Source organism: Arthrobacter sp. 10T44 (genome assembly GCF_056393885.1).
In genome coordinates, this window is record NZ_JBFTGT010000007.1 from 164766 (window position 1) to 187695 (window position 22930).

Here is a 22930-nt window from a genome sequence, read left to right on the forward strand (position 1 = left end):
GTCGCCGCTTGCGGCATCGGCCCGTGTCGGCCGGCGCGGCTTAGCGCTTGGCGAGGGCTCCCGCCACCAGGAACGCCATTTCGAGGGACTGCATGTGGTTCAGCCGCGGATCGCAGACGGATTCATAGCGGTCCAGGAAGGCGTCCTGGTCGATCGGGTCGGCGCCGCCGAGGCACTCGGCCACGTCGTCGCCGGTCATTTCCACGTGCAGGCCGCCCGGAACGGTGCCGAGGCCGTGGTGCACCTCGAAGAAGCCGCGCACCTCGTCGATGACGTCGTCGAAGTTGCGGGTCTTGTAGCCGTTGGGCGAGGTCACCGTATTGCCGTGCATCGGATCGGTGACCCAGAGGACCTGGGCGCCGGAGGCGGTGACGCGCTCGACGATGGGAGGCAATTTCTCGCGGATGTTGCCGGCGCCCATCCGGGTGATGAAGGTCAGGCGGCCGGGTTCCCGGTTGGGGTCAAGCTTGTCGATCAGGCGGAGGGCGTCCTCGCCGGTGGTCGAGGGGCCAAGCTTGACGCCGATCGGGTTGCGGACGCGGGAGAGGAAATCGACGTGCGCGTGGTCCAGTTCCCGGGTGCGCTCCCCGATCCACAGGAAATGCGCCGAGGTGTCGTACGGCAGGCCGGTTCGCGAGTCGATGCGGGTCAGGGCCCGCTCGTAGTCCAGCAGCAACGCCTCGTGGCTGGCGTAGAACTCGACGCGCTTAAGCGCCTCGAAGTCCGCGCCGCAGGAGGACATGAACTTGATGGCCCGGTCGATGTCGCGGGCCAGGGATTCGTAACGCGCGTGCGCCGGGTTCTCGGTGAAGCCCTTGTTCCACTGGTGCACCAGCCTCAGGTCGGCGAAGCCGCCCTGCGTGAACGCCCGGATCAGGTTCAGGGTCGATGCCGAGGTGTGGTACGCCTTGAGCATCCGGCTGGCGTCGTGCGCGCGGGACTCCGGCGTGAAGTCATAGCCGTTGACGATGTCGCCGCGGTAAGCCGGCAGCGTGACGCCGTCGCGGGTTTCGTCGTTGGACGAGCGCGGCTTGGCGAACTGGCCCGCCATCCGGCCCATCTTGATCACGGGCATCGCCGCGCCATAGGTGAGCACGACGGCCATCTGCAGGATGGTCTTGACCCGGGCGCTGATCTTGTCCGCCGTGGCGGCTTCGAAGGTCTCCGCGCAGTCACCGCCCTGGAGCAGGAACGCCTTGCCCTGCGCGGCCGCGGCGAGCCGTTCGCGCAGGATGTCCACTTCGCCGGCGAAGACGAGCGGCGGCAGCACCGAGAGTTCCTTGACCGAGGCCTCAAAGACTGCCGCGTCGGACCAGCTGGGCTGTTGCGAGGCAGGCAGCTCCCGCCAGTGGTCCAGTCCCGGATAGTTGGCGGCGCCGCTCTGGGCCGTGCTCGTGAAAGCAGAACCGGCAAAAGCGGAGCCTGCGGGGGCGGGGCCCGCCGGCGTGGAGTTGTTCAGGGACGTCGAAGGCGCAGATAGCTCAGTCACCCTCTAAGGATAGTTGCCTCCGCGTTGAACGGCGGCGCCCGGCGTCATTGACCGCGGGCGCCCCGTCACACAGTTCCGGGCGTCTCCGGTTCCTGGCCGGCGCCGGCCTCCGGTGCCTCGGTGGCTTTTCCGGCGAGACGCAGTTTGACGACGGCGGCGTACTCGTCGACGTATTCCTGGCCGGAGAGCCGCATCAGTTCGTACATGATTTCGTCCGTTACGGAACGCTGGATCAGGCGGTCGTCTTCCATGCCGCAGTAGCGGCTGAAGTCCAGCGGTTCGCCAAAGATCATCCCGATCCGGCGGATGTTGGGCATCCGCTTGCCGATGGGCTGGACCTCGTCGGTGCCGATCATCGCGACCGGGATCACCGGGACCCGGGCCTGCAGGGCGAGCCGGGCGACCCCGACCTTGCCGCGGTACAGGCGGGCGTCCGGACTGCGGGTGCCTTCGGGGTAGATGCCCAGGAGCGAACCGTTCTTCAGCACATCCATGCCGGCATCAAGCGAGCGGGCGGACGCCGCTCCCCCGGACCGGTCCATCGGCAGCTGGTTGGTCAGCCGGAAGAAGGCGGCGGTCAGTTTGCCTTTGATTCCCTTGCCGGTGAAGTACTCGGATTTCGCCAGGAACACCACCGGCCGGGGCACCATCAGCGGCATGAAGATGGAATCGGAGAAAGAAAGGTGGTTGGAGGCCAGGATCGCGGCGCCCTCGGCCGGAACATTGTCCAGGCCTTTGACCCACGGCCGGAAGAGCGTCTTCAGGACCGGCCCAAGGACGAACGTCTTCATGAACCAATAAAACACGTGGTGTACCTCTCCGGCAGGCGTCTGGCCGGCCCTTCTTCGGACCCGGCCAGGACTTCAGTGACACCCTACTCTAGTGAGTTTTGTCGGGAACAGTGACACGATGGGCTCATGAGCGAAAGCAGCACTCCAGTGGCGCCTGCCGCTTTTCGCTACCCCGGCCACGGCGCCAATGCGGGCACCGGCGTCGCGATCTGCCATGGCTTTACCGGTAGCCCCCTGAGTGTGCTTCCCTGGGCCGAGCACCTGGCCTCCCTCGGGTTCGCCGTCTCCGTCCCGCTGCTGCCCGGCCACGGCACCGACTGGCGGGATCTCGCCCGGCACGGCTGGCAGGACTGGTACGGCGCCTTCGAGGCCGCGTACCTGGACCTGGCCGCCGGAACCCGCTCTTGCTTCGTGGCGGGCCTGTCCATGGGCGGAACCATCGCGCTGCGCACCGCTGCCCGCCACCGCGTGGCCGGCGTCGCCGTCGTGAACCCCGGGCTCAGTTTCTACGACCGCCGGGTGCGCTACATCGGGTTGCTCAAGTACCTGCAGCGCACCACCGTCCCGCTCCAGGAGACGGAGTCGACGGCGGCCGCCACCCAGGACGGCGACTACTCACTGACCCCGCTCGCGGCCGTCCACCAACTGCGCAAGCTCTTCACCGCGACCCTGCGCGAACTGCCCGCCGTCGACGTTCCGGCTATCGTGTTCAAGTCCGACACGGACGCGGTGGTGCCGCCGACCTCGCTGGAGCTGCTCCGCGGGCGCCTCGGATCGCCGGACCTTACGGTGGTCCCGCTGCCGTCCAGCGGCCACGTTGCAACGCTCGACGTCGACGCTCCCGTAATCTTTTCGCAGTCCGCCCGCTTCTTCCGGGAGCACGCGGCCCCGTCCCCAGCCCAGTCCACTGTCCCCGCAGGCCCTCAGCCAGTAAGAACTGAACAGCCATGAACCACGGAGCATCCATGAGCACAGCCGCCGACCACTCGCCGTTCAGCAGTCCGTTCACCGGATCCGGTCCCCGGACCGGCGTCGTGGTCTCCCATGGGTTCACCGGCAGCCCGCACGGCGTCCGGGCGTGGGCCGAGTCCCTGGCCGCGGCCGGCTACGCGGTCCGGATGCCGCTGCTGCCCGGGCACGGCACGAGCTGGCAGGAACTGGCCCGGACACGCTGGCAGGACTGGCATGCCGGACTCGACGCCGCCTACCTGGAACTGGCCTCGGAGTGCGACCACGTCGTGGTGGCCGGGCTCTCGATGGGCGGCGCCCTCGCGCTGCGGCTGGCGGCCACCCGCCCCGTGGCCGGGGCGGTGCTGGTGAACCCCGGCCTGGTCATCGATGATCCCCGCGCGCCGCTGGCCGGGATCCTGAAATTCGTGCTGAAGAGCACCCCGGCGATCGCCAATGACATCCTCAAGGAAGGCGTGGATGAAGGCGCCTATCCGCGGACCCCGGTCGCGGCGGCCCACGAGCTGAACAAGATGTTCAAGGACACCCTGCGGCTGCTGCCCCGGATCACGGCCCCGGTCCGGGTCTACCGGTCCACCGTGGACCACGTCGTTTCCGACGCCAGCCTGGCCGCCCTGCGCCGCGGACTGAGCAACGCCGCGCTGGAGGTCATCCGGCTGGAGAACAGCTACCACGTGGCTACCATGGACAACGACGCGCCACAGATCTTCCGCGGCACAGCGGAGTTCATCCGGTCGGTCGTGGAAGGGCCCAACCCGGGCGCCGCCGGTGCCAGCCAGAAAGAAACGGCAGATGACTAGATTCGACCCGGGCTCGCCGGACCCCGATTCCCCGGACTCCAGCGCCAACGAGGACGACGCTGTCTGGCTGGATCTGGTCGCCAGGCTGGAGGGCACCGACTCCGGTCCGGCCGGCAGCGCCGACGCCGGAAGCCCCGCCGCGCGGACGTTCCGCGACTTCGACCCGCTGGGCCTTGCGGCACCGGCACCGGCACCGGTCGAACCCCCGGCCGGCGGCCGGGCGGCCTCGCTGGGCGGGAGTGACGACGCCGCGGCCGGCCAGGGCGCCTCCGGCCCGCGGGACTACGAGCCGGACGACGACGACGGAGCGTTCGTCCCCGAAGAGCCGCCCAGCCTGGCCGGGTCCGACCCGCTGACGATGCTCGCATGGCTGGGCGCCGTCGGCGGCCCGATCGCGCTGATGCTGTCCGCCATTTTCTGGCGGAGCGCACCGCTGCTGGCGGTCGTCGGCATGGTGGTCGCCTTCGCGGCGTCGGTGGTGTTCCTGATCATGAAGCTGCCGCAGGAGAAGGACGAGAACGACGACGGGGCCCGCGTTTAGCCGGTTGCTGTCCGGCTGGCGGCTGCGGAGCCGCCCGCGCGCCGGCTAGCTGCGCATGCGGCTGCTGACCCGGGAAAGGTCGGCCGCGCCGATCAGCCCGGCATTGGGGCCCAGCGCGGCCAGTTCAATCGTGGCCGCCGGGCGGAACCCGCGGCCGGTCAGGTTCCGGGCAAAGGCCTTCCGCGCCGGTTCCACGAGGAGTTCGCCGGCGTCGCAGAGCCCGCCACCGATGACGAAGGTTCCCGGGTCCAGGGCCGCCGCCAGGTTCGCCAGTCCCAGGCCGAGCCATTCCCCCACGTCTTCGAGGAGTTCACGCGCGGTGGGATCGCCGGCCTTGGCGAGTTCGGTGACGACCACGCCCGTGATCCGGTCGGCATGGCCGTGCACTGCTTTGAGCAGCTCCTGGGCCACCGGCGAGTTGGCTGCGGCGAGTTCCCGGGCCTCCCGGCCAAGGGCGTTCCCCGAGGCGTACTGCTCCCAGCAGCCGCGGTTGCCGCACTCGCAGCGGTGGCCGCCGGGCATGATGATCTGGTGGCCGAATTCACCGGCCACGCCGAAGCGCCCACGTTCGAGCCGCCCGTCCATCACCATGGCCCCGCCGATTCCGGTGCCCAGGGTAATGCAGACCAGCCGGCTCTCGCCCTTCCCGGCGCCAAAGCGCCACTCCGCCCAGCCGGCGGCGTCGGCGTCGTTGGTCAGCAGCACCGGACGGCGGAGCAGCCGCTGCAGGTTCTCACGCAGCGGTTCGTTGCGCCAGGCCAGGTGCGGGCTGAACAGCACGGTGGCGCCGTCGAGGTCCATCCACCCGGCCGCGCCGATGCCGACCGACCAGATGCGGTGGCCCCGGCCCAGTTCCTCCACGAGTTCGACGATCACCTGCTCGACGGCGCGCGGATCGCTGCCCGGCGTTGACCGCTTGGCCTGGCTGAGGATGCGCCCTTCCGCGTCCACAACGCCGGCCGCCACCTTTGTGCCGCCGATGTCGACGCCGATCGCGAGGCCCTTGCGCCCGAGCCGCAGGTGTTCACGGAAACTGCCGGCCTCGGAGGCGCCGGAAAAGCCCTGCATCCGGCGCCGCCAGGCGGCCGTCCTGCGCTGCGGTCCGGGCTTCTGGCCGGGTGTTGGAGTATGCATCGTTCCCCATTCTAGGGCCCTCAGCGAGCGGCGCGGCCGGGCCGCCGGCCCTCTCCCGGGTGGCGCAACACGGGCCTTGACCGTAAAGTTACTCGCCAGTAGGTGAAGTGGAACACACCCCGCCGGGGCCACATACTACTGTTAGTCGTACCCCCCTTGCGGGCCAATGGATATCAAAGGAGCTATCGTGCGAGAAATCAGTGTCCCGCCCCTGGTCACCGTCCCACCGGAGACGAACGTAACGGACCTGGTCCTGCGCCAGGCCGCGAAGGCGTCCAACCCGGCCCTGTTCTCACGGCTCGACGCCGCAGGCCAGTGGCAGGACGTCCGGGCGACCGATTTCCTGGCCGATGTCTCCCTGCTCGCCAAGGGCCTGATGGCCAGCGGCGTGGCTGCCGGCGACCGGGTCGGCATCATGTCCCGCACCCGGTACGAATGGGCCCTGATCGACTTCGCGATCTGGTTTGCCGGCGCCGTCTCGGTCCCGATCTATGAAACGTCCTCCCCCTCACAGGTTGCCTGGAACCTCGGCGACTCCGGCGCCGTCGCCGCCTTCGGCGAGTCCGCCCACCATGAGGACATCATCCGGCAGGCTGCCAGCTCCGAGGGCCTCACCGGGCTGAGGCACGTCTGGCAGCTGGAAGGTGACGCCCTCGACGAGGTCCGCGCCGCCGGCAGCGGGATCAGCGACGAGGAACTCGAAGCCCGCCGCAGTCAGGCCTCGCTCAACGATCTCGCCACCATCATCTACACCTCCGGCACCACCGGCCGGCCCAAGGGCTGCGAGCTGACCCACGGCAACTTCGTGGAGCTCTCCGACAATGTGCTGGCCACGTCCCTGGGCCAGATCGTCCACGAGCAGGCGCGGACCATCATGTTCCTCCCGCTCGCGCACGTCTTCGCCCGCTTCATTTCTGTGCTGGCGGTGGCGGCCGGCGTTACCGTGGCGCACACTCCGGACATCAAGAACCTGCTGCCGGACCTGCAGAGCTACAAGCCGACCTTCATCCTCGCGGTGCCGCGGGTCTTCGAAAAGGTCTACAACTCCGCTCTGACCAAGGCCGAGGACGGCGGTAAGGGGGCGATCTTCCATCGCGCCGCGGAAACCGCCATCGCCTATTCGCGGGCTCGCCAGGCGGGCAAGCTGGGCCTGGGCCTGCGGCTCAAGCACTCCCTGTTTGACAAGCTCGTCTACGGCAAGCTCCGCGACGCCATGGGCGGCCAGGTCGCGCACGCGGTGTCCGGCGGCGGCCCGCTCGGCGAACGCCTCGGCCACTTCTTCCAAGGCATCGGCCTGCAGATCCTCGAAGGCTACGGCCTGACCGAAACCACCGCCCCGGTCACGGTCAACACGCCCGGCCTGATCAAGATCGGCACCGTCGGCGCGCCGATTCCCGGCAACGCCGTGAAGATCGCCGACGACGGCGAGATTCTCGCCAAGGGCGTCTGCGTGATGCGGGGCTACTTCAACCGGGAGGACCTCACGGCCGAAGCCTTCGTGGACGGCTGGTTCCGCACCGGCGACATCGGCCAGCTTGACGGGCAGGGCTTCCTGACCATCACCGGGCGGAAGAAGGAAATCATCGTCACCGCCGGCGGCAAGAACGTGGTGCCGGCCCTGCTCGAGGACCAGATCCGCGCCGACGCGCTGGTTTCGCAGGTCCTTGTGGTCGGAGACAACCGTCCGTTCATCGGCGCTCTCGTGACGCTCGACGAGGAGGCGCTCCCGGGCTGGCTGCAGCGCCACGGCCTGCCGGCGTCGACCACGGTGGCCGAGGCGACCGTAAACCCCGCCGTCACGGCGGCGGTCCAGGAGCTGATCAACCGTGCGAACCAGTCCGTCTCGCAGGCCGAGGCCATCAAGTCGTTCCGGATTGTTCCCTCCGATTTCACCGAGGCCTCCGGCCACCTGACGCCGTCCATGAAGGTCAAGCGCGCCCAGGTGATGAAGGACTTCGAGAACGTGATCGAGGAGATGTACTCCGCGAAGCGCACCACGCACGCCTAAGACCCGCTTCAACGCGTTGGCATAAACCAGGAAGGGCTCCTCCGGCCGTAGCCGGAGGAGCCCTTTCTGCTGTGCTGCCGTGTCCGGCCGCGTTACTCCACGACCAGCAGCAGGTCGCCGCCCTGGACCTGCTCGACGGGGCCGACGGCGAGCCGCGACACGGTCCCGGCCACCGGCGTCGTGATCGAGGCTTCCATCTTCATGGCCTCGATGGTCGCGACTGTGTCCCCGGCCTTGACCGCGTCGCCGGCCTTGACGGTCAGGGTGACGGCGCCGGCGAACGGCGCGGCGACCTGGCCCGGCTGCGAGGCGTCGGCCCGCTCGGCGGCCTTGACGTTGCTGACCACGGAGCGGTCACGGACCACCACGGGCCGGGACTGTCCGTTGAGCGTGCACATCACGGTCCGCATGCCCTTCTCGTCCGGCTCGGAGACGGCCTCGAGCGAGGCGATCAGACGCACGCCCTTCTCCAGCTCGATCTCGTGCTCGGCGCCGCGCTGCAGGCCGAAGAGGTAGTCGCGGGTGTCCAGGACGGAAAGGTTTCCGTAGGCCTCGACACTCTTCTGGTAGTCCTTGGTGGGACCGGCAAAGAGCAGCCGGTTGAGGGTCTGCTGCACCGTCCTGGAGTCGCCCTTAAGCGCGGCACTATCTTCGGCGCTGAGTTCGACGTCGCGGACCTTGACGCTGCGGCCCTGCAGGGCCTTGGTCCGGAACGGCTCGGGCCAGCCGCCGGGAGGGTCTCCCAGTTCGCCGGAGAGGAAGCCGATCACGGAGTCCGGGATGTCGTACTTCTGCGGGTTCTCGTTGAAGTCCGCCGGGTCCGCGTTGAGGCCGACCAGGTGCAGGGCGAGGTCGCCCACCACCTTGGACGAGGGCGTGACCTTCACGAGCCGGCCCAGGATCCGGTCCGCTGCGGTGTACATGTCCTCGATCGCTTCGAAGCGTTCGCCCAGCCCCAGCGCGATCGCCTGCTGGCGCAGGTTGGAGAGCTGGCCGCCGGGGATCTCGTGCTGGTAGACCCGGCCGGTGGGGCCCGGCAGTCCCGACTCGAACGGGGCGTAAACGCGGCGCACGGCCTCCCAGTACGGTTCCAGGGCGCACACATTGGCCAGGCTCAGGCCGGTGTCCCTCGGCGTGTGGGCCAGCGCCGCGACGAGGGCCGAGGCGGAGGGCTGGCTGGTGGTGCCGGCGAGCGAGGCCGAGGCGACGTCGACGGCGTCCACGCCGGCGTCCACGGCAGCCAGCAGGGTAGCCAGCTGGCCGCCCGCCGTGTCGTGGGTGTGCAGGTGTACCGGGAGGTCGAACTTCTCCCGCAGGGCCGTCACGAGGCGGGCTGCCGCCGCCGGGCGCAGCAGTCCGGCCATGTCCTTGATCGCGAGGATGTGCGCGCCGGCGTCGACGATCTTCTGGGCCAGGTCCAGGTAGTAGTCGAGGGTGTACAGCTTCTCGTCCGGATCGAGCATGTCCGCGGTGTAGCAGAGGGCGACCTCGGCCACGGCGGTGCCGGTGGCGCGGACGGCGCGGATGGCGGGGGCCATCTGGTTGACGTCGTTGAGGGCGTCGAAGATGCGGAAGATGTCGATGCCGGTCGCGGCGGCCTCGTTGACGAAGGCCACCGTCACCTCTTCCGGGTATGGGGTGTAGCCGACGGTGTTCCGGCCGCGGAGCAGCATCTGCAGGCAGATGTTCGGCAGCGCCTTGCGCAGCGCGGCCAGGCGGTCCCAGGGGTCCTCGCCCAGGAAGCGGAGGGCGACGTCGTAGGTCGCGCCGCCCCAGGCCTCGACGGAGAGCAGTTCGGGCAGCAGCTTGGATACTGCCGGTCCGGCCGCCACGAGGTCCCGGGTCCGGACGCGGGTGGCCAGCAGGGACTGGTGCGCGTCGCGGAAGGTGGTGTCGGTGACGGCGACGGCGTCCTGCTCGCGCAGGGCCTTCGCGAAGCCCTCCGGGCCGAGTTCGAGCAGCCGCTGCCGGGACCCCAAGGGGGCGTCACTGTCCGTCAGGGCGGGCAGCTTGTCGGCCGGGTCGGTGTGTGCCGTGAGCTCGCCGTTGGGCTTGTTGACGGTGACCTCGGCGAGCCAGGTCAGCAGCTTGGTGCCGCGGTCCGCGGAGACGCGGGCCTTGAGCAGTTCGGGGCGTTCGTCGATGAACGAGGTGGCGACGTCACCGGCGACGAAGTCCGGGTCGTCCAAAACGGCCTGCAGGAAGGAAATGTTGGTGGAGACGCCGCGGATCCGGAACTCGGCCAGGGCGCGCCGGGCGCGGGCGACGGCGGTCTTGTAGTCGCGGCCGCGGCAGGTCAGCTTGACCAGCATCGAGTCGAAGTGCGGGCTGATCTCGGCGCCGGAGTAGACGGTGCCGCCGTCGAGCCGCACACCGGCGCCGCCGGCCGAACGGTAGCCGGTGATCTTTCCGACGTCGGGGCGGAAGCCGTTTGCCGGGTCCTCGGTGGTGATGCGGGACTGCAGTGCGGCGCCGTTGAGCTTGACGGTCTCCTGCGAGAGGCCGAGGTCGGCGAGGGTCTCGCCGGAGGCGATCCGCAGCTGGGCCTGGACGAGGTCGACGTCGGTGACTTCCTCGGTGACGGTGTGCTCGACCTGGATGCGCGGGTTCATCTCGATGAAGACGTGCTGGCCGGCCCGCTCGCCGACGGTGTCGACGAGGAACTCCACGGTGCCGGCGTTGACGTAGTTCAGGGCCTTGGCGAACTTCACGGCGTCCCGGTAGAGCGCCTGCCGGATGCCCTCATCGAGGTTCGGCGCGGGGGCAATCTCGATCACCTTCTGGTGGCGGCGCTGGATGGAGCAGTCGCGCTCGAAGAGGTGCATGACGTTGCCCTCGGCGTCGGCGAGGATCTGCACTTCGATGTGCCGCGGGCGCAGCACCGCCTGTTCCAGGAACATGGTGGGGTCACCAAAGGCGGCGTCGGCCTCGCGCATGGCGGCCTGCAGGGCCTCGGGCAACGCGTCCCGGGTGTCCACCCGGCGCATGCCGCGGCCGCCGCCGCCGGCGACGGCCTTCGCAAAGATGGGGAAGCCGATTTCGTCCGCGGCGGCGATGAGTTCGTCGACGTCCTTGGACGGTTGGCTCGACTTGAGCACCGGGACGCCGGCCTTGCGGGCGGCCTCCAGTGCGGCGACCTTGTTGCCGGCCAGTTCAAGGACTTCTGCCGGCGGTCCAACGAAGGTGATGCCGGCGGCAGCCGCGGCGCGCGCCAGGTTGGGGTTCTCCGAGAGGAATCCGTAGCCGGGGTAGATCGCGTCGGCCCCGGCCTCCTTCGCCACGCGCACCACCTCGTCGACATCGAGGTACGCCCGGACCGGGTGCCCCTCCTCGCCGATCAGATACGCCTCATCCGCCTTCTGGCGGTGGATCGAGTTACGGTCCTCGGTCGGGAACACTGCAACGGTCTTGGCACCCAGCTCATAGCTGGCGCGGAAGGCGCGGATGGCGATTTCGCCGCGGTTAGCCACCAGAATCTTGGAAAACATACTTCTCCTGCATCATCGCGGGTGGTTCGGTAAGTCGTCACAGTTTCTAAGACTGGTGTGCGCAAACACAAATCATTGTGGCGCCCATCACAGCATTATGCGTCATTTCGGCGGCATTGGGCAGATCGCTCTCGCGCGGGGGGCTCCACAGCGGTCCGGGCACCCGCCGGCCCGGATAAGTCGGGCCGGATGAGAAAGGTTTCGGTGCCGGGTCAACATATGATGAGTTGGTGGGTGGCGCATGCACGCCCCGGTCCGAAGGAACGCACGGGCCGGCATGACCCAGTCTCGGCAACCGGCGTTAGGTATTGGTTTTTCAAGTGCAAGTAGTCAGCATCAGCAGCCTCAAAGGCGGTGTCGGCAAGACCTCCGTGACAACCGGACTGGCGTCGGCCGCACTCGCAGCCGGCATCCCCACCCTCGTGGTCGACCTTGACCCGCATGCGGATGCCAGCACCGCCCTCGGCGTCCGGCCCGATGAACAACTCGACATCGGCCGGATGCTCAAGTCCCCGCGCCGGGCCCGCCTCGCCGACAACGTTGTCCCCAGCGGATGGGTGGAGCACAGCGCTTCTTCCAAGGGAACAGCAGCGTCCGTACTGGATGTCGCCATCGGCTCGGCCTATACCGGAATCTACGACCGGCCCGACCTCGGCCGCCGCGACCTGCGCCGACTCTCCGCCGTGCTGGCAGGTGCCGGGCAGTACGAACTAGTGCTGATCGACTGCCCGCCCTCGCTGAACGGCCTGACCCGGATGGCCTGGTCCGCCAGCGACAAAGTCGCCCTGGTCGCCGAGCCGGGACTGTTCTCCGTCGCGGGCACCGAGCGCACCATGCGCGCCATCCAGCTGTTCCGGCAGGAATTCGCGCCAGGCCTCTCCCCCGCAGGCATTGTCGCCAACCGGGTGCGGACCGGCTCCTCGGAGCACACCTTCCGTCTGGCCGAGATGCAGTCCATGTTCGGCGAACTGCTGCTCACCCCGCACATCCCGGAGCAGGCGAACTGGCAGCAGATCCAGGGCGCGGCCCACTCGGTCCATCACTGGCCCGGGGACTCCGCCAAGAACGCCGCGGCGTTGTTCGACACGCTGCTAGGCAACCTGATGGGGGCCGGCGGTACCGGGGAGCTGGCGGCTGCGGGCATGGTCCGCAACCGCAGCCAGCGTTAGCTGTACTGTTCCGGCTCGAAGTCCGGCCTCCCGGATGGAGGACAACAAGAAGCGGACGGCGATGCCAAAGACACCCTGTCCGCCCTGGACCAGGTCGATGACTTCATCCGCCGAGGTGCACTCGTAGACGCTCGCGCCGTCACTCATCAGCGTGATCTGGGCGAGGTCTTCGACCCCGCGCTCCCGGAGGTGCTCGACGGCGGTGCGGATCTGCTGCAGGGAGACGCCGGTGTCGAGGAGCCGCTTGACGACCTTGAGGACGAGGATGTCGCGGAAGCCGTAGAGGCGCTGCGACCCGGAGCCGGCGGCGCCGCGCACGGCGGGTTCGACGAGCCCGGTGCGTGCCCAGTAGTCCAGCTGGCGGTAGGTGATCCCGGCCGCCTTGCACGCGGTGGGGCCGCGGTAACCCGCGTCTTCGTCCAGGACGGGAAGATCCTCGGTGAAGAGCAGGCCCTGGGCACCGCTCGCGGGCACAGCAACGCCTGCCGTCGAGGTCTGCTTGAGCTCGCCTGCTTCGCCTTTCGGACTCACGTGGATCCTCCTTGTCATGAGTTCCCGCGGGAACTTGCAGCAACGACGCGCTGTCCGGGACCTGCGTCGGACCGAGTAGGCACGAAAATCATCCGTGTAGTTTCGGCTCCGGCTGCTCTGTCCAGTGTGACTTGCGCGGCTGTTGTATGCAATGGGAACTTGTACCTCCGACGTTAGGCCTGCCGGGGCCCAAGGTCAAAGACGTTGGGGGTATTGCCGGGGCGTGTCGAAACTTTCGACCTCGACTTTAAGCTTAGGGCCGTTTCAGCCGGCGAAATCCTCGGGTTCGACGTCGTCCAGGAACTCGCGGAAGCGGCGCAGCTCGCCCTCTTCGTCGACGGCGGGCCCCGGCTGGGCCTCCTCGCCGTCGTCGTGCTCGGTGATCCGCACACCGGCTTCTTCCATCACGGCGTCCGCGCACCAGATCCGGCATTTGGCCCGCAGGGCCAGGGCCAGGGCATCCGAGGCCCTCGAGCTGACGGTGGTGCCGTCTTCGAACTGGAGCTGGCCGTAGAAGATGTTGTCCTCGACCGCCACGATATTGACGCTGACGATCGTGTGGCCCAATGCCTCGACAACGTCCACCAGCAGGTCGTGCGTCATCGGCCGCGGCGGGACCACACCCTGCTGGGCCAGGGCGATGGCGCTGGCCTCCGGGGTGCCGATCCAGATGGGGACGTGGCGCTCCCCGTGCATCTCCTTGAGCAGCACAAGCGGTTGGTTGGACGGCAATTCAATCCGTACGCCTACGATTTCCACCTCAATCATCAGATGTCCATCCTCGAGATGCGGTCCTGGACCAGGGCCCGGTGCAGCGTCAGGCAGAGTTCGCTGATTTCGCGGGCGGCCTCGGCGGCGCGGGCGTGAGAGGCGGCGTCCTTCCGCGAGGTCAGGGTCGCCACCGCCCGTTCCACCAGCCCGAATTCGCGTTCGGCGGCGGCCTGGAACGGGCGCAGGTGCCGCGGTTCCAGGCCGTGGCCCTCCAGTTGCACGCAGGCCCGGGCAACCTGCAGGGCATGTTCATCGAATTTGCCGTTGACGTGGCCGATCAGGCCGAAGCTGAGCAGGGATTCGAGCAACGGCACGCTGGCCCCGGACTCGGTGCGGAGCTGCTCTTCGCTGAGCAGGCGTACCCGGTGGTTCAGTTCGGCGGCGAGTTGGTCCGAGACGATCCGCGGCGAGACCGTGACCCCGGGAGGGAGGTTGTCCGGGCGTTCGCCGCGGTCAATCGCGTCGAGGTAGTCCTTGATCACCTTCAGTGGCAGGTACTGGTCCCGCTGCAGGGCCAGCACAAAACGGAGACGCTCGACGTCGCCCTCGGAGTACTGCCGGTACCCGGCGGGAGTCCGCTGCGGGTTGATGAGTCCCTTTTCTTCAAGGAACCGGATTTTCGACGCGGTCATGTTGGGGAAGTCGTCGCTCAGTTGAGCCAGGACCTCCCCGATGTTCAGGACCTGGGGTCCGCGCCGTTCGGCTTGTGCCATGGCCACAGGCAACTACCCCGATATCAGACGTTGCCTGCGGTACGGGCAGGGCTGAGGTAGAAGGTGAGCCGGAACTTGCCGATCTGCACCTCGTTACCGGACTTCAGCTCCACACTGTCGACACGGTCGTGGTTGACGTAGGTGCCGTTCAGGCTCCCGGTGTCCACGACCTCGAAGCTGCGCGCCGTGCGGCGGAATTCAACGTGGCGGCGCGAGACCGTGACGTCGTCGAGGAAGATATCGGCGTCCGGGTGGCGGCCCGCCGTCGTGACGTCCGAGTCGAGCAGGAAGCGGGCGCCGGCGTTGGGGCCGCTGTGTGCCACCAGCAGGGCGGACCCTGCGGGCAACGACTCGATGGCCGTGCGTTCCTCGACCGAAACCTTCGGGGTGAGGGTGGGCTCGTCGCGCACGGGAGTGAGATGGATCGATGTGGTCTCCGAGGCTTTCACTCCACCCGTGCCGTATTCACCGGTGTCGTTCTGTCCGTGCCCAACCATTGAGTCCTCCTCATTCGTTGCAGGTGTCCCCCCTGCAAACAACGCATGCCGTCCGGAAAAGCCTGGCAGATCCGGTAGTCAGTCCCCCCGGCCGGCCACTGTGTCCAGTAATTGCTGTCTCCAACAACTGCTGTGTCCAGTAACACGGCCCGGAGACCTTCCCATTAGCCTACCTGTTGTTCGTACTCCGATGCACTGAGCAACGACTCCACGGCGTCGGCTTCTGCGAGCTTGATTTCGATCAGCCAGCCCTCGCCGTAGGGATCCGAATTGATCAGGGCGGAATCGGTGTCCAGGGCCTCGTTGCGGGCCACTACCTCGCCACTGACCGGGGCGTAGATGTCGCTGACACTCTTGGTGGACTCGACCTCCCCCACGACGTCGTTGGCCTTGATGTCAGTGCCGACCTCCGGCATCTGGGCGTAGACGACGTCCCCGAGCGCGTCCTGGGCAAAATCCGTGATCCCCACACGCACGACTCCGTCGGCATTCGGGGCGGAGACCCATTCGTGTTCCGCGGTGTAGGACAGCTCTTCGGGAATGATGCTCATGGCGGGCCTTTCGTCTGGTCAATCACCAAGGTCGACGGCGGCCGATCGAACGGGCCGCCGCTGAAAGTATAGGCATATCCGGCCGGACCCCGGGAGGACTCTGGCATGATGGGGCCATGGCAGCACCTGCACCCGTTCCGGTCGGATTTGCCCATGCCTGAGCTACCGGAAGTGGCAGCCCTCGCGGATTTCCTGGACACGCGCCTGCGCGGTGCGGTCCTCACGAAAATCCAGATCGTCTCGTTTGCGGTACTGAAGACGGCGGATCCTCCCATCTCGGCGTTGGAAGGCAGGACCGTGACGGGGGTGCGCCGCCATGGCAAGTTCGTGGACCTGGAGGCCGACGGGCTGCATCTTGTCTTTCACCTTGCCCGCGCCGGCTGGGTGCGGTTCACCGACGCGCCCACCGGCGCGGTGCTGAAAATGGGCAGCGGGCATATCGCGGCGCGGCTGTCATTTTCCAGCGGGGGCGGACCACTTGACCTGGACCTGACCGAGGCCGGCACCAAGAAGAGCCTGGCGGTCTACCTGGTCCGCAGCCCGACGGATGTGCCGGGGATCGCGGCGCTCGGACCGGATCCGTTCAGCCCGGGGTTCGACGTCGAGACCCTGGCCGGGATCCTCGCGGCCGGCAAGCAGCAGATCAAGGGGCTGCTGCGCAGCCAGGGCGTCATCGCCGGCATCGGGAACGCCTACAGCGATGAGATTCTGCACGCGGCCAGGATCTCCCCGTTCGCCATCGCCGGCGCCCTGGACCGGGCGGCGGTAGAGCGCCTGTACGACGCCGTCCACGAAATCCTGGGCACGGCACTGGCCGAGGCCCGCGGGAAACCGCCGGCCGAACTCAAGGACGCCAAGCGGAGCCACATGCGGGTGCACGGCCGGGCCGGCGAAGCATGCCCGGTCTGCGGAGACACCGTGCGAGAGGTCTCCTTTGCCGACACCGCGCTGCAGTACTGCCCGCACTGCCAGACGAAGGGAAAGACCCTGGCGGACCGCCGGACGTCGCGCTTTTTGAAGTAGGACTTTTCCAGGAGCCGCTTTACGAAGTCGACCGGTCCGGGAAACAGAAAACCCCGCCATTCCGTTGCCGGAATGGCGGGGTACTTTCTGTTGGTCGGGCTGACAGGATTTGAACCTGCGACCCCTTGACCCCCAGTCAAGTGCGCTACCAAGCTGCGCTACAGCCCGTTGGTTCCGCCGTTCTCCGCTCTTGATGATGTCCTGTTGTTATCCAATGGATTTCATCCGAGCAGTCCGGCCGAACCACCTCCAAAAGCTTACACGATTCCGGAGGGTGCCCGTGACACTTTCACTTGTGTCACGGGAACTTTTTCCCTCGGCGGGCGCGTTCGGAATTAGCGCTTCTTGCCGCGCTTTTCCCGGACCCTCATGTTTACCTCGATCGGCGTGCCCTCGAAGCCGAAGGTTTCGCGGAGCCGGCGGGTGATGAAGCGGCGGTAGCCGGGATCCAGGAAGCCGGTGGTGAAGAGCACGAACTTCGGCGGCCGGCTGGAGGCCTGGGTGCCGAAGAGAATGCGGGGCTGCTTGCCGCCGCGGACCGGGTGCGGGTGTGCCGCCACCAGTTCGCCGAGGAAGGCGTTGAGCCGTCCGGTGGGGATGCGCTTGTCCCAGCTCTCCAGCGCGGTGTCCAGGGCAGGAACCAGCCGGTCCTTGTGCCAGCCGGTCTTGGCCGAGATGTTGACGCGCGGCGCCCACGCCACGTGGGCGAGGTCCTGTTCGATTTCGCGTTCCAGGTAGGTGCGGCGTTCGTCGTCGAGCAGGTCCCACTTGTTGAACGCGAGCACCAGCGCGCGGCCGGACTCTATCGCGAGTTGCAGGATGCGTACGTCCTGCTCGCTGAGCACCTCGTCCACGGCGAGGAGCACGACGGCGACCTCGGCCTTTTCGAGCGCGCTCTGGGTGCGCAGCGAGGCGTAGAAGTCGGCGCCCTGGGCCATGTGCTGGCGGCGGCGGATGCCGGCCGTGTCGACGAAGCGCCAGGTGCGGCCGCCGAGTTCGATGAACTCGTCGACCGGGTCACGGGTGGTGCCGGCGGTGTTGTCGACGACGACGCGTTCGGAGCCGGCGAGCTTGTTCAGCAGCGAGGACTTGCCGACGTTCGGCCGGCCGATCAGGGCGATCCGGCGCGGGCCGCCGCTGCGCTCGAGTCCTTCGATCGTGGAGAACTCCGGCAGCGTGTCCATGACATGGTCGAGCAGGTCGGCGACGCCGCGGCCGTGCAGGGCGGAGACCGGGTACGGCTCGCCGAAGCCGAGGCCCCAGAGCGCGGCCGAGTCGGCTTCCTGGGCGAAGTCGTCGACCTTGTTGGCCACCATGATGACCGGCTTCTTCGACTTGCGCAGCATCTTCATGACGCCTTCGTCCGTGGCGGTCGCGCCGACGGCGGAGTCCACCACGAACAGCACGGCGTCGGCGAGCTCCACGGCCATCTCGGCCTGCTCGGCGACGCGGGCGTGAATGCCCCGGGCGTCGTGCTCCCAGCCGCCGGTGTCAACCACGGTGAAGTTCCGGCCGTTCCAGTGCGCCGAGTACATAACGCGGTCACGGGTGACGCCGGGGGTGTCCTCCACGACGGCTTCGCGGCGGCCCAGGATGCGGTTGACCAGGGTGGACTTGCCGACGTTCGGCCGGCCGATGATGGCCAGGACGGGGTCAAGCTTGACCGGGCCGTCGAAGTCCTCGTCCTCGTAGCGCCCGCTCAGCAGGGCGGCGTCTTTCTCGTCCAGTTCGTAGTCGTCCAGGCCGGCGCGGAGCGAGGCCGCGCGGAGCTCGGCTTCCTCGTCGTCCAGGGCGGCAAGATTCTCCGCCACCTGGTCCGTGCCGGTGGGCGTGTATTCGTCTTCGCCGGCGCCAAAATGGCCGGGGGTTTGAGTCGTATCGCTCATTGCACTTTCCTTAGGTGGTGATCTGCCGGCGTCGCGGCTACTGCTGTCTGTGGTTCTTGCGGTGAATCCGCGTCGGGCAGGCGCTGCCCGCTGCTCTGAATTGTGTCCTGGACGTGCCGTGCCAGTGCGGCGCGGATCTCGGTTCCCACCCTGTCCATTGAAGCACGCCCGGTCTCCCCGGGCCTGCGGCTGACGGTGAGGGCCCCGCCGAAGCTGACGTGCAGCCGCCGGCCGGGACGGGGAACCGCGTTGAGGTGCTCGCCGCTGATCCTGGTCCCGAGGATGGCTACCGGGATCACGGTGGCCCCCGAGTTCAGCGCGAGCCAGGCCACCCCGTTGTTGATGGCGGCGGCCTCTCCGCTCCCCCGCGTGCCTTCGGGCAGGATCCCGACGCACCGTCCGGCGTCGAGGACGCTCTTGGCCCGTTCCAGCGCCGCCCGGTCACCCGAACGGTCCACCGCCAACTGGCCGGAGGCCTTCAGGACCAGGCCCAGGAAGCCCTTGAACATCTCCTTCTTGACGAAGATGTGCATCGGCCGCGGCGCCGCACCGAACATGACCGGGCCGTCCAGGAAACTGATGTGGTTTCCGGCGAAGATGACCGGCCCCGCCGCCGGGACGTTGGCGCGGCCCTGGACGGAGGTCCGGTACACCAGATGGTCCAGCAGCCAGCCGACCGGCCGGCTCCAGGCCATGGTCCCGTGCTTGAACCAGCGGCCGGGAAGCTGCGCCCCGGCTGAGCCCTCAGTCACGGTTGATGGCCGTGTGGTTGATGGCCGTGTGGTTGATGGCCGTGTGGGTGACGACCCGGTGCACGATCCCGAGGGCCGCGTCAACGGTCTGGGCAAAGTCCAGGTCCGAGGAGTCCAGCGTGACCACGCCGTCGGCGGCCTGCGTGAAGTTCACCACGGTGGAGTCCTTGGCGTCCCGCGCAGTGACCTGCGCGGCAAGCTGTTCGGCGTTCTGGCTGCCGCCGAGCTGGATGCCGCGGCGGCGAAGCCGGGCCTCTTCGCTGGCGGTGAGCAGCATGCGCACCTCGGCATTGGGAGCGACGACGGTGGTGATGTCCCGGCCCTCCACCACCATGCGGCGGTGGTGCTTTTCGATCAGCGCGCGCTGCCGGCGGATCAGTTCGGTCCGTGCCCCGAGCGTGGTGGCGACCGCGCTGACCGCAGCGGAGATGCCCGGTTCACGGATGGCCTCGGTGATGTCGGCACCCGCGACCCGGACGTACTCTTCCTGCGGGCTGGTGCTGATCTCCAGTTGGAGCGTCTCGGCAGCGGCTTCGATGGCTTCGGCGTCGGCGAGGTCCAGGCCGGTGTCAAGGCAGAACCAGGTCAGGGCCCGGTACATGGCGCCGGTGTCGAGGTAGGCCAGCCTGAGCCGGCGCGCCACCTCTTTGCTGACGCTGGATTTGCCGGAGCCGGAGGGGCCGTCGATTGCGACGACGAGGCTCTTGCCGGGGCGGACGACGTCCACCGTTTCAATGAGTTCCTGGGTCATTACTGGAGTACCCGCCATCCACGGTCGTTGAGGGCTTCGATGAGCAGCTCGTGCTTGTTGGGCAGCACGGAGAGTTCCACCATGCCGACATTCTGTCCTGAGGAGTGGTCCAGCCGGAGGTCCTCGAGGTTGACGCCGATCTCGCCGATCTCGGTCAGGAGCCTGGCGATCTGGCCGGGCGTGTCGTCCACCAGGACGGTCAGCCAGGAGTAGGCCTGCGGCGGTCCGCCGTGCTTGCCCGGGATCCGGGCCTGGCCGGCGTTGCCTTCGCTGATCAGCTGGGCAAGGTCCAGCCTGGCACCGGGCGCGGTCGGATCTTCGAGGGTTCCGATCAGCCGGTTCAGGTCCTCGCGGACGCCGTAAAGGATCTCCACGACCTTGCCCGCGTTGGCGCCGAGGATCTGCACCCAGAGCGTGGGGTCGCTCGCGGCGATCCTGGTCACGTCCCGCAGCCCGTTGCCGGCCAGCGAGAGCGCGTGCAGCGGGGTTCCCTGCAGCCGGCTGGCTACGAGGGAGGACATGACCTGGGGCAGGTGCGAGACCAGCGCCACGGCCTCGTCGTGTTCCTCGGCACCGAATTCGGAGACGACGGCGCCCAGGTCCCCGGCCAGCGCACGCGCCGCCTGCAGGGCCTCGGGCCGGGTTTCCGGCGTGGGGCAGAGCACCCACGGCATCGAGGTGAACAGTTCCCCGCGGGCGGCGACGGGGCCGGACTTTTCCCGGCCCGCCATCGGGTGGGTGCCGACGTAGCGGCCCAGGTCGGCGCCGCGCTCGCGCAGCTCCGCCTGGATGGACGCCTTGACGCTCGCAATGTCCACCACAACGGCCTGCGGGTAGTCCGCGAGGGCGCGGGCGACGACGTCGGAGGTCACGTCCGGCGGCGCGGCGACCACGACGAGTTCCGGCGTTTCGCCGTCAAGGCGCGCCAAGGGCAGGCCTGCGCCGATGTCGACGGCGACGGCCTGGTTGGTAGGCGACGGGTCGGAGAGGAACACGGCGACGCCGCGGCCCCGGAGCCCCAGCCCGATGCTGGTGCCCAGCAGTCCGGTGCCCACGACCACGACCGGCCCGTTCAGGTGGCCGCGGCCGTGGGTGCGAAAAGCGGACATGCCTTACAGCCCCACGGATGCCAGCAGGTGGCCGACTTCCTGCTTGCCGAGGTTGCGGATGCTGCCCTGGCGCTGGTCGCCCAGGCCGATGGGACCGACCTTGACGCGGACCAGGCGCAGTACCGGGAAACCGACGGCGTCGAAGAGGCGCCGCACAATGCGGTTCTTGCCCGAGTGCAGCACGACCTCGATCAGCACGTGGCCCGGGGTCGAGTCGACGAGCTTGAAGGAGTCGACCGAGGCAATGCCGTCCTCGAGTTCGACGCCGGCCTTGAGCTGCGCGCCGACGCCCTGCGGGAACGGCCCGCGGACCTGGACGAGGTACGTCTTGGGCACCTCGTAGGAGGGGTGCGTCAGGCGGTTGGCGAGTTCGCCGTCGTTCGTCAGGAGCAGGAGCCCCTCGGTGGCGACATCGAGCCGGCCGACGTGGAAAAGGCGTTCGCCGTGGTGGTTGCGGACGAAATCGCTGACGCACGGACGGCCGTCCGGGTCTTCCATCGTGGAGACAACGCCCTTGGGCTTGTTGAACACCATGTAGACCATGTTTTCGTCCAGCTGGATGCGCAGGCCGTCCACGTGGATCACGGACGCCTTGGGGTCGACGCGCATGCCGAGCTCGGTGACGACCTGGCCGTCGACCTCGACGCGGCCTTCGGCGATCATTTCCTCGCAGACGCGCCGGGAGGCGACGCCGGCGGAGGCCATGACCTTTTGCAGACGGACACCGTCGGCATCGTGCAGTTCGGACTGCGGCACGGGTCCGCGCGGGCCGCGTTTGCGGGCCGGCTTCCGGACCGGGCCGAGGTTCTGGCCGAAGCGTTCGCCGCCGAACGCGCTGGAACCGGTGGCCTTGGCCGCTCCGGCGCCGATGCGCGGCTTGGGCTTGAGCGCGCCCGGCGTACCGGGGACCTTGCCGGCACCGGGCTTGCGTGCCGCAGGCTTGCGGGCGGCCGGCTTACGCGCTGCCGGCTTGGCGCCGTTGCGGTCCCCGGATTCCGGAGCTGAACCCGCGGGGTTCAGGTCCGGATCGATGAAAGCCTCTTCGCGCGGCTTGGGCCGCTTGAACGGGCGGTCGCCGCCGCCCTTGGAGAAGTCGCGCTGGCCTCGGCCGGCGCCGCCCGCACCCTGGGTGCGTGCTGATTGATGTCCGGCGCTGGTGCGTCCCGAACCGTTACGTGGTGAACCCTGGCGTCCCGCCTGTGTCATGACCCGTCCTTCGTTTGTTGGCCCGCGGCGGCTGCCTCACGGCAGCCCCCACCGGCCGGGCAAATGGTTCTGCCCTGGTGGATACTCGTTACGTAGGCAGCATTCCTGCCTACATTCTTCCTGCGTCGTAAAACTCTGCTATGCCTTCAAGCCCTGGAAGATGGGGCGAAAGCTGAGGCAACTCAGCCACCGAGCCGATTCCCATACGTTCGAGGAAATACGACGTCGTGCGGTACAGGATGGCCCCGGACTCAGGATCGGTTCCCGAATCCTCGATCAGTCCGCGCTGGGTCAGCGTCCGCACGACGGAGTCAACATTGACCCCTCGAATTGCAGACACCCGCGCCCTGGAAACGGGCTGGCGGTAGGCGATGACGGCGAGCGTTTCGAGCGCCGCCTGCGTCAGCCTGGCTGTCTGTCCTTCCAGCACGAATCCGCCTACGACGTCGGCGAACTCAGCGCGGGAATAGATCCGCCAGCCTCCGGCGATATTCCGCAATTCAAAACCCCGGGGGGCGGCACCGAAACCAGCACGATTAATCGCAGTGCTGGCGTCGTCCGCATCCGGGGCATTACCAGTATAGCCGTTATACTCCCGTTGCAGTTCCCCGAGCAGGCCCTCGACGACGTCGACCGTCAGGTTCAGGCCGGCGGCCAGCTCCGTGGCCGTGGCCGGTTCGTCGACCACCATGAGCACGGCCTCCAGCGCGGCACGGGCGCCGCCGGGCAGTCCGGAAACGTCCGGAACCCG

The 22930-nt window shown here is 68.3% G+C and carries 21 protein-coding genes and 1 tRNA gene; 6 read left to right on the forward strand and 16 right to left on the reverse strand.

Annotated elements, in window-relative coordinates; all coding sequences use genetic code 11:
* Positions 1 to 40: 40 nt before the first annotated feature.
* Positions 41 to 1489, reverse strand: coding sequence for a class II 3-deoxy-7-phosphoheptulonate synthase (locus AC1DBL_RS13115; RefSeq protein ID WP_441418894.1), 1449 nt, complete (start codon positions 1487 to 1489; stop codon positions 41 to 43).
* A gap of 65 nt (positions 1490 to 1554) precedes the next feature.
* Complete coding sequence (locus AC1DBL_RS13120) at positions 1555 to 2295, reverse strand: lysophospholipid acyltransferase family protein (protein WP_476926281.1); 741 nt, start codon at positions 2293 to 2295, stop codon at positions 1555 to 1557.
* 111 nt (positions 2296 to 2406) lie between these two features.
* On the opposite strand from AC1DBL_RS13120, the gene AC1DBL_RS13125 reads away from it, so the two are divergent.
* Genes AC1DBL_RS13125 through AC1DBL_RS13135 form a run of 3 tightly spaced genes read left to right on the forward strand, consistent with a single transcriptional unit; the run spans position 2407 to position 4590 of the window.
* Positions 2407 to 3231: an alpha/beta hydrolase gene (locus AC1DBL_RS13125; RefSeq protein WP_476926282.1), complete on the forward strand. Its 825-nt coding sequence runs from the start codon at positions 2407 to 2409 to the stop codon at positions 3229 to 3231.
* 14 nt (positions 3232 to 3245) lie between these two features.
* On the forward strand, positions 3246 to 4049 hold the full coding sequence (locus AC1DBL_RS13130; protein WP_441418896.1) for an alpha/beta hydrolase: 804 nt from the start codon (positions 3246 to 3248) through the stop codon (positions 4047 to 4049).
* Positions 4042 to 4590, forward strand: coding sequence for a hypothetical protein (locus AC1DBL_RS13135; protein ID WP_441418897.1), 549 nt, complete (start codon positions 4042 to 4044; stop codon positions 4588 to 4590). Before AC1DBL_RS13130 ends, AC1DBL_RS13135 begins: the two co-directional genes overlap by 8 nt.
* A gap of 45 nt (positions 4591 to 4635) precedes the next feature.
* Here AC1DBL_RS13135 and AC1DBL_RS13140 read toward each other — a convergent pair whose 3' ends face one another.
* The gene (locus AC1DBL_RS13140) at positions 4636 to 5658 is read right to left on the reverse strand and encodes an ROK family glucokinase (RefSeq protein ID WP_476909556.1); all 1023 of its coding nucleotides are present in this window, start codon (positions 5656 to 5658) and stop codon (positions 4636 to 4638) included.
* A 253-nt stretch (positions 5659 to 5911) separates the two neighbouring features.
* On the opposite strand from AC1DBL_RS13140, the gene AC1DBL_RS13145 reads away from it, so the two are divergent.
* Entirely contained in the window at positions 5912 to 7732 is a 1821-nt protein-coding gene (locus AC1DBL_RS13145; protein WP_476926283.1) for an AMP-dependent synthetase/ligase, read from the forward strand.
* A gap of 92 nt (positions 7733 to 7824) precedes the next feature.
* On the opposite strand, the gene AC1DBL_RS13150 is transcribed toward AC1DBL_RS13145, so the two are convergent.
* The gene (locus AC1DBL_RS13150; RefSeq protein WP_476892762.1) at positions 7825 to 11220 is read right to left on the reverse strand and encodes a pyruvate carboxylase; all 3396 of its coding nucleotides are present in this window, start codon (positions 11218 to 11220) and stop codon (positions 7825 to 7827) included.
* Between the two features lie 320 nt (positions 11221 to 11540).
* Between AC1DBL_RS13150 and AC1DBL_RS13155 the strand changes: the two genes are divergently transcribed.
* Positions 11541 to 12389: a ParA family protein gene (locus AC1DBL_RS13155; RefSeq protein WP_441418900.1), complete on the forward strand. Its 849-nt coding sequence runs from the start codon at positions 11541 to 11543 to the stop codon at positions 12387 to 12389.
* Here AC1DBL_RS13155 and AC1DBL_RS13160 read toward each other — a convergent pair.
* The 5 genes from AC1DBL_RS13160 to gcvH form a co-directional block, all read right to left on the reverse strand.
* Positions 12312 to 12920 (reverse strand): MerR family transcriptional regulator, encoded by a 609-nt coding sequence (locus tag AC1DBL_RS13160; protein ID WP_476926284.1) that lies wholly within the window; start codon positions 12918 to 12920, stop codon positions 12312 to 12314. The genes AC1DBL_RS13155 and AC1DBL_RS13160 overlap by 78 nt on opposite strands.
* A 264-nt stretch (positions 12921 to 13184) precedes the next feature.
* Positions 13185 to 13688 (reverse strand): bifunctional nuclease family protein, encoded by a 504-nt coding sequence (locus tag AC1DBL_RS13165; RefSeq protein WP_175321577.1) that lies wholly within the window; start codon positions 13686 to 13688, stop codon positions 13185 to 13187.
* The gene (gene ftsR, locus AC1DBL_RS13170; protein ID WP_175321576.1) at positions 13688 to 14404 is read right to left on the reverse strand and encodes a transcriptional regulator FtsR; all 717 of its coding nucleotides are present in this window, start codon (positions 14402 to 14404) and stop codon (positions 13688 to 13690) included. The genes AC1DBL_RS13165 and ftsR overlap by 1 nt, the downstream gene beginning before the upstream one ends.
* 23 nt (positions 14405 to 14427) lie before the next feature.
* Positions 14428 to 14901: an FHA domain-containing protein gene (locus AC1DBL_RS13175; RefSeq protein ID WP_175321575.1), complete on the reverse strand. Its 474-nt coding sequence runs from the start codon at positions 14899 to 14901 to the stop codon at positions 14428 to 14430.
* A gap of 164 nt (positions 14902 to 15065) precedes the next feature.
* The gene (gcvH, locus tag AC1DBL_RS13180; RefSeq protein WP_138769663.1) at positions 15066 to 15452 is read right to left on the reverse strand and encodes a glycine cleavage system protein GcvH; all 387 of its coding nucleotides are present in this window, start codon (positions 15450 to 15452) and stop codon (positions 15066 to 15068) included.
* Positions 15453 to 15605: 153 nt separating this feature from the next.
* On the opposite strand from gcvH, the gene AC1DBL_RS13185 reads away from it, so the two are divergent.
* Entirely contained in the window at positions 15606 to 16475 is an 870-nt protein-coding gene (locus AC1DBL_RS13185; RefSeq protein WP_476926285.1) for an Fpg/Nei family DNA glycosylase, read from the forward strand.
* A 91-nt stretch (positions 16476 to 16566) separates the two neighbouring features.
* Here the strand turns inward: AC1DBL_RS13185 and AC1DBL_RS13190 are convergent.
* From AC1DBL_RS13190 to scpB, 7 genes are all read right to left on the reverse strand, one after another.
* A tRNA-Pro gene (locus AC1DBL_RS13190) sits at positions 16567 to 16643 on the reverse strand.
* Between the two features lie 167 nt (positions 16644 to 16810).
* The gene (der, locus tag AC1DBL_RS13195; RefSeq protein WP_476926286.1) at positions 16811 to 18361 is read right to left on the reverse strand and encodes a ribosome biogenesis GTPase Der; all 1551 of its coding nucleotides are present in this window, start codon (positions 18359 to 18361) and stop codon (positions 16811 to 16813) included.
* The gene (locus AC1DBL_RS13200) at positions 18358 to 19056 is read right to left on the reverse strand and encodes a lysophospholipid acyltransferase family protein (RefSeq protein WP_476893026.1); all 699 of its coding nucleotides are present in this window, start codon (positions 19054 to 19056) and stop codon (positions 18358 to 18360) included. Before AC1DBL_RS13200 ends, der begins: the two co-directional genes overlap by 4 nt.
* Positions 19057 to 19105: 49 nt before the next feature.
* On the reverse strand, positions 19106 to 19864 hold the full coding sequence (cmk, locus tag AC1DBL_RS13205; RefSeq protein ID WP_476892765.1) for a (d)CMP kinase: 759 nt from the start codon (positions 19862 to 19864) through the stop codon (positions 19106 to 19108).
* Positions 19864 to 20973 carry a prephenate dehydrogenase gene (locus AC1DBL_RS13210; protein ID WP_441418904.1) on the reverse strand — a complete coding sequence of 370 codons (1110 nt, stop codon included), beginning with the start codon at positions 20971 to 20973 and terminating at the stop codon, positions 19864 to 19866. Before AC1DBL_RS13210 ends, cmk begins: the two co-directional genes overlap by 1 nt.
* A gap of 3 nt (positions 20974 to 20976) precedes the next feature.
* Entirely contained in the window at positions 20977 to 22179 is a 1203-nt protein-coding gene (locus tag AC1DBL_RS13215) for a pseudouridine synthase (RefSeq protein ID WP_441418905.1), read from the reverse strand.
* Between the two features lie 109 nt (positions 22180 to 22288).
* On the reverse strand, positions 22289 to 22909 hold the full coding sequence (scpB, locus tag AC1DBL_RS13220) for an SMC-Scp complex subunit ScpB (protein WP_441418937.1): 621 nt from the start codon (positions 22907 to 22909) through the stop codon (positions 22289 to 22291).
* Positions 22910 to 22930 lie beyond the last annotated feature (21 nt).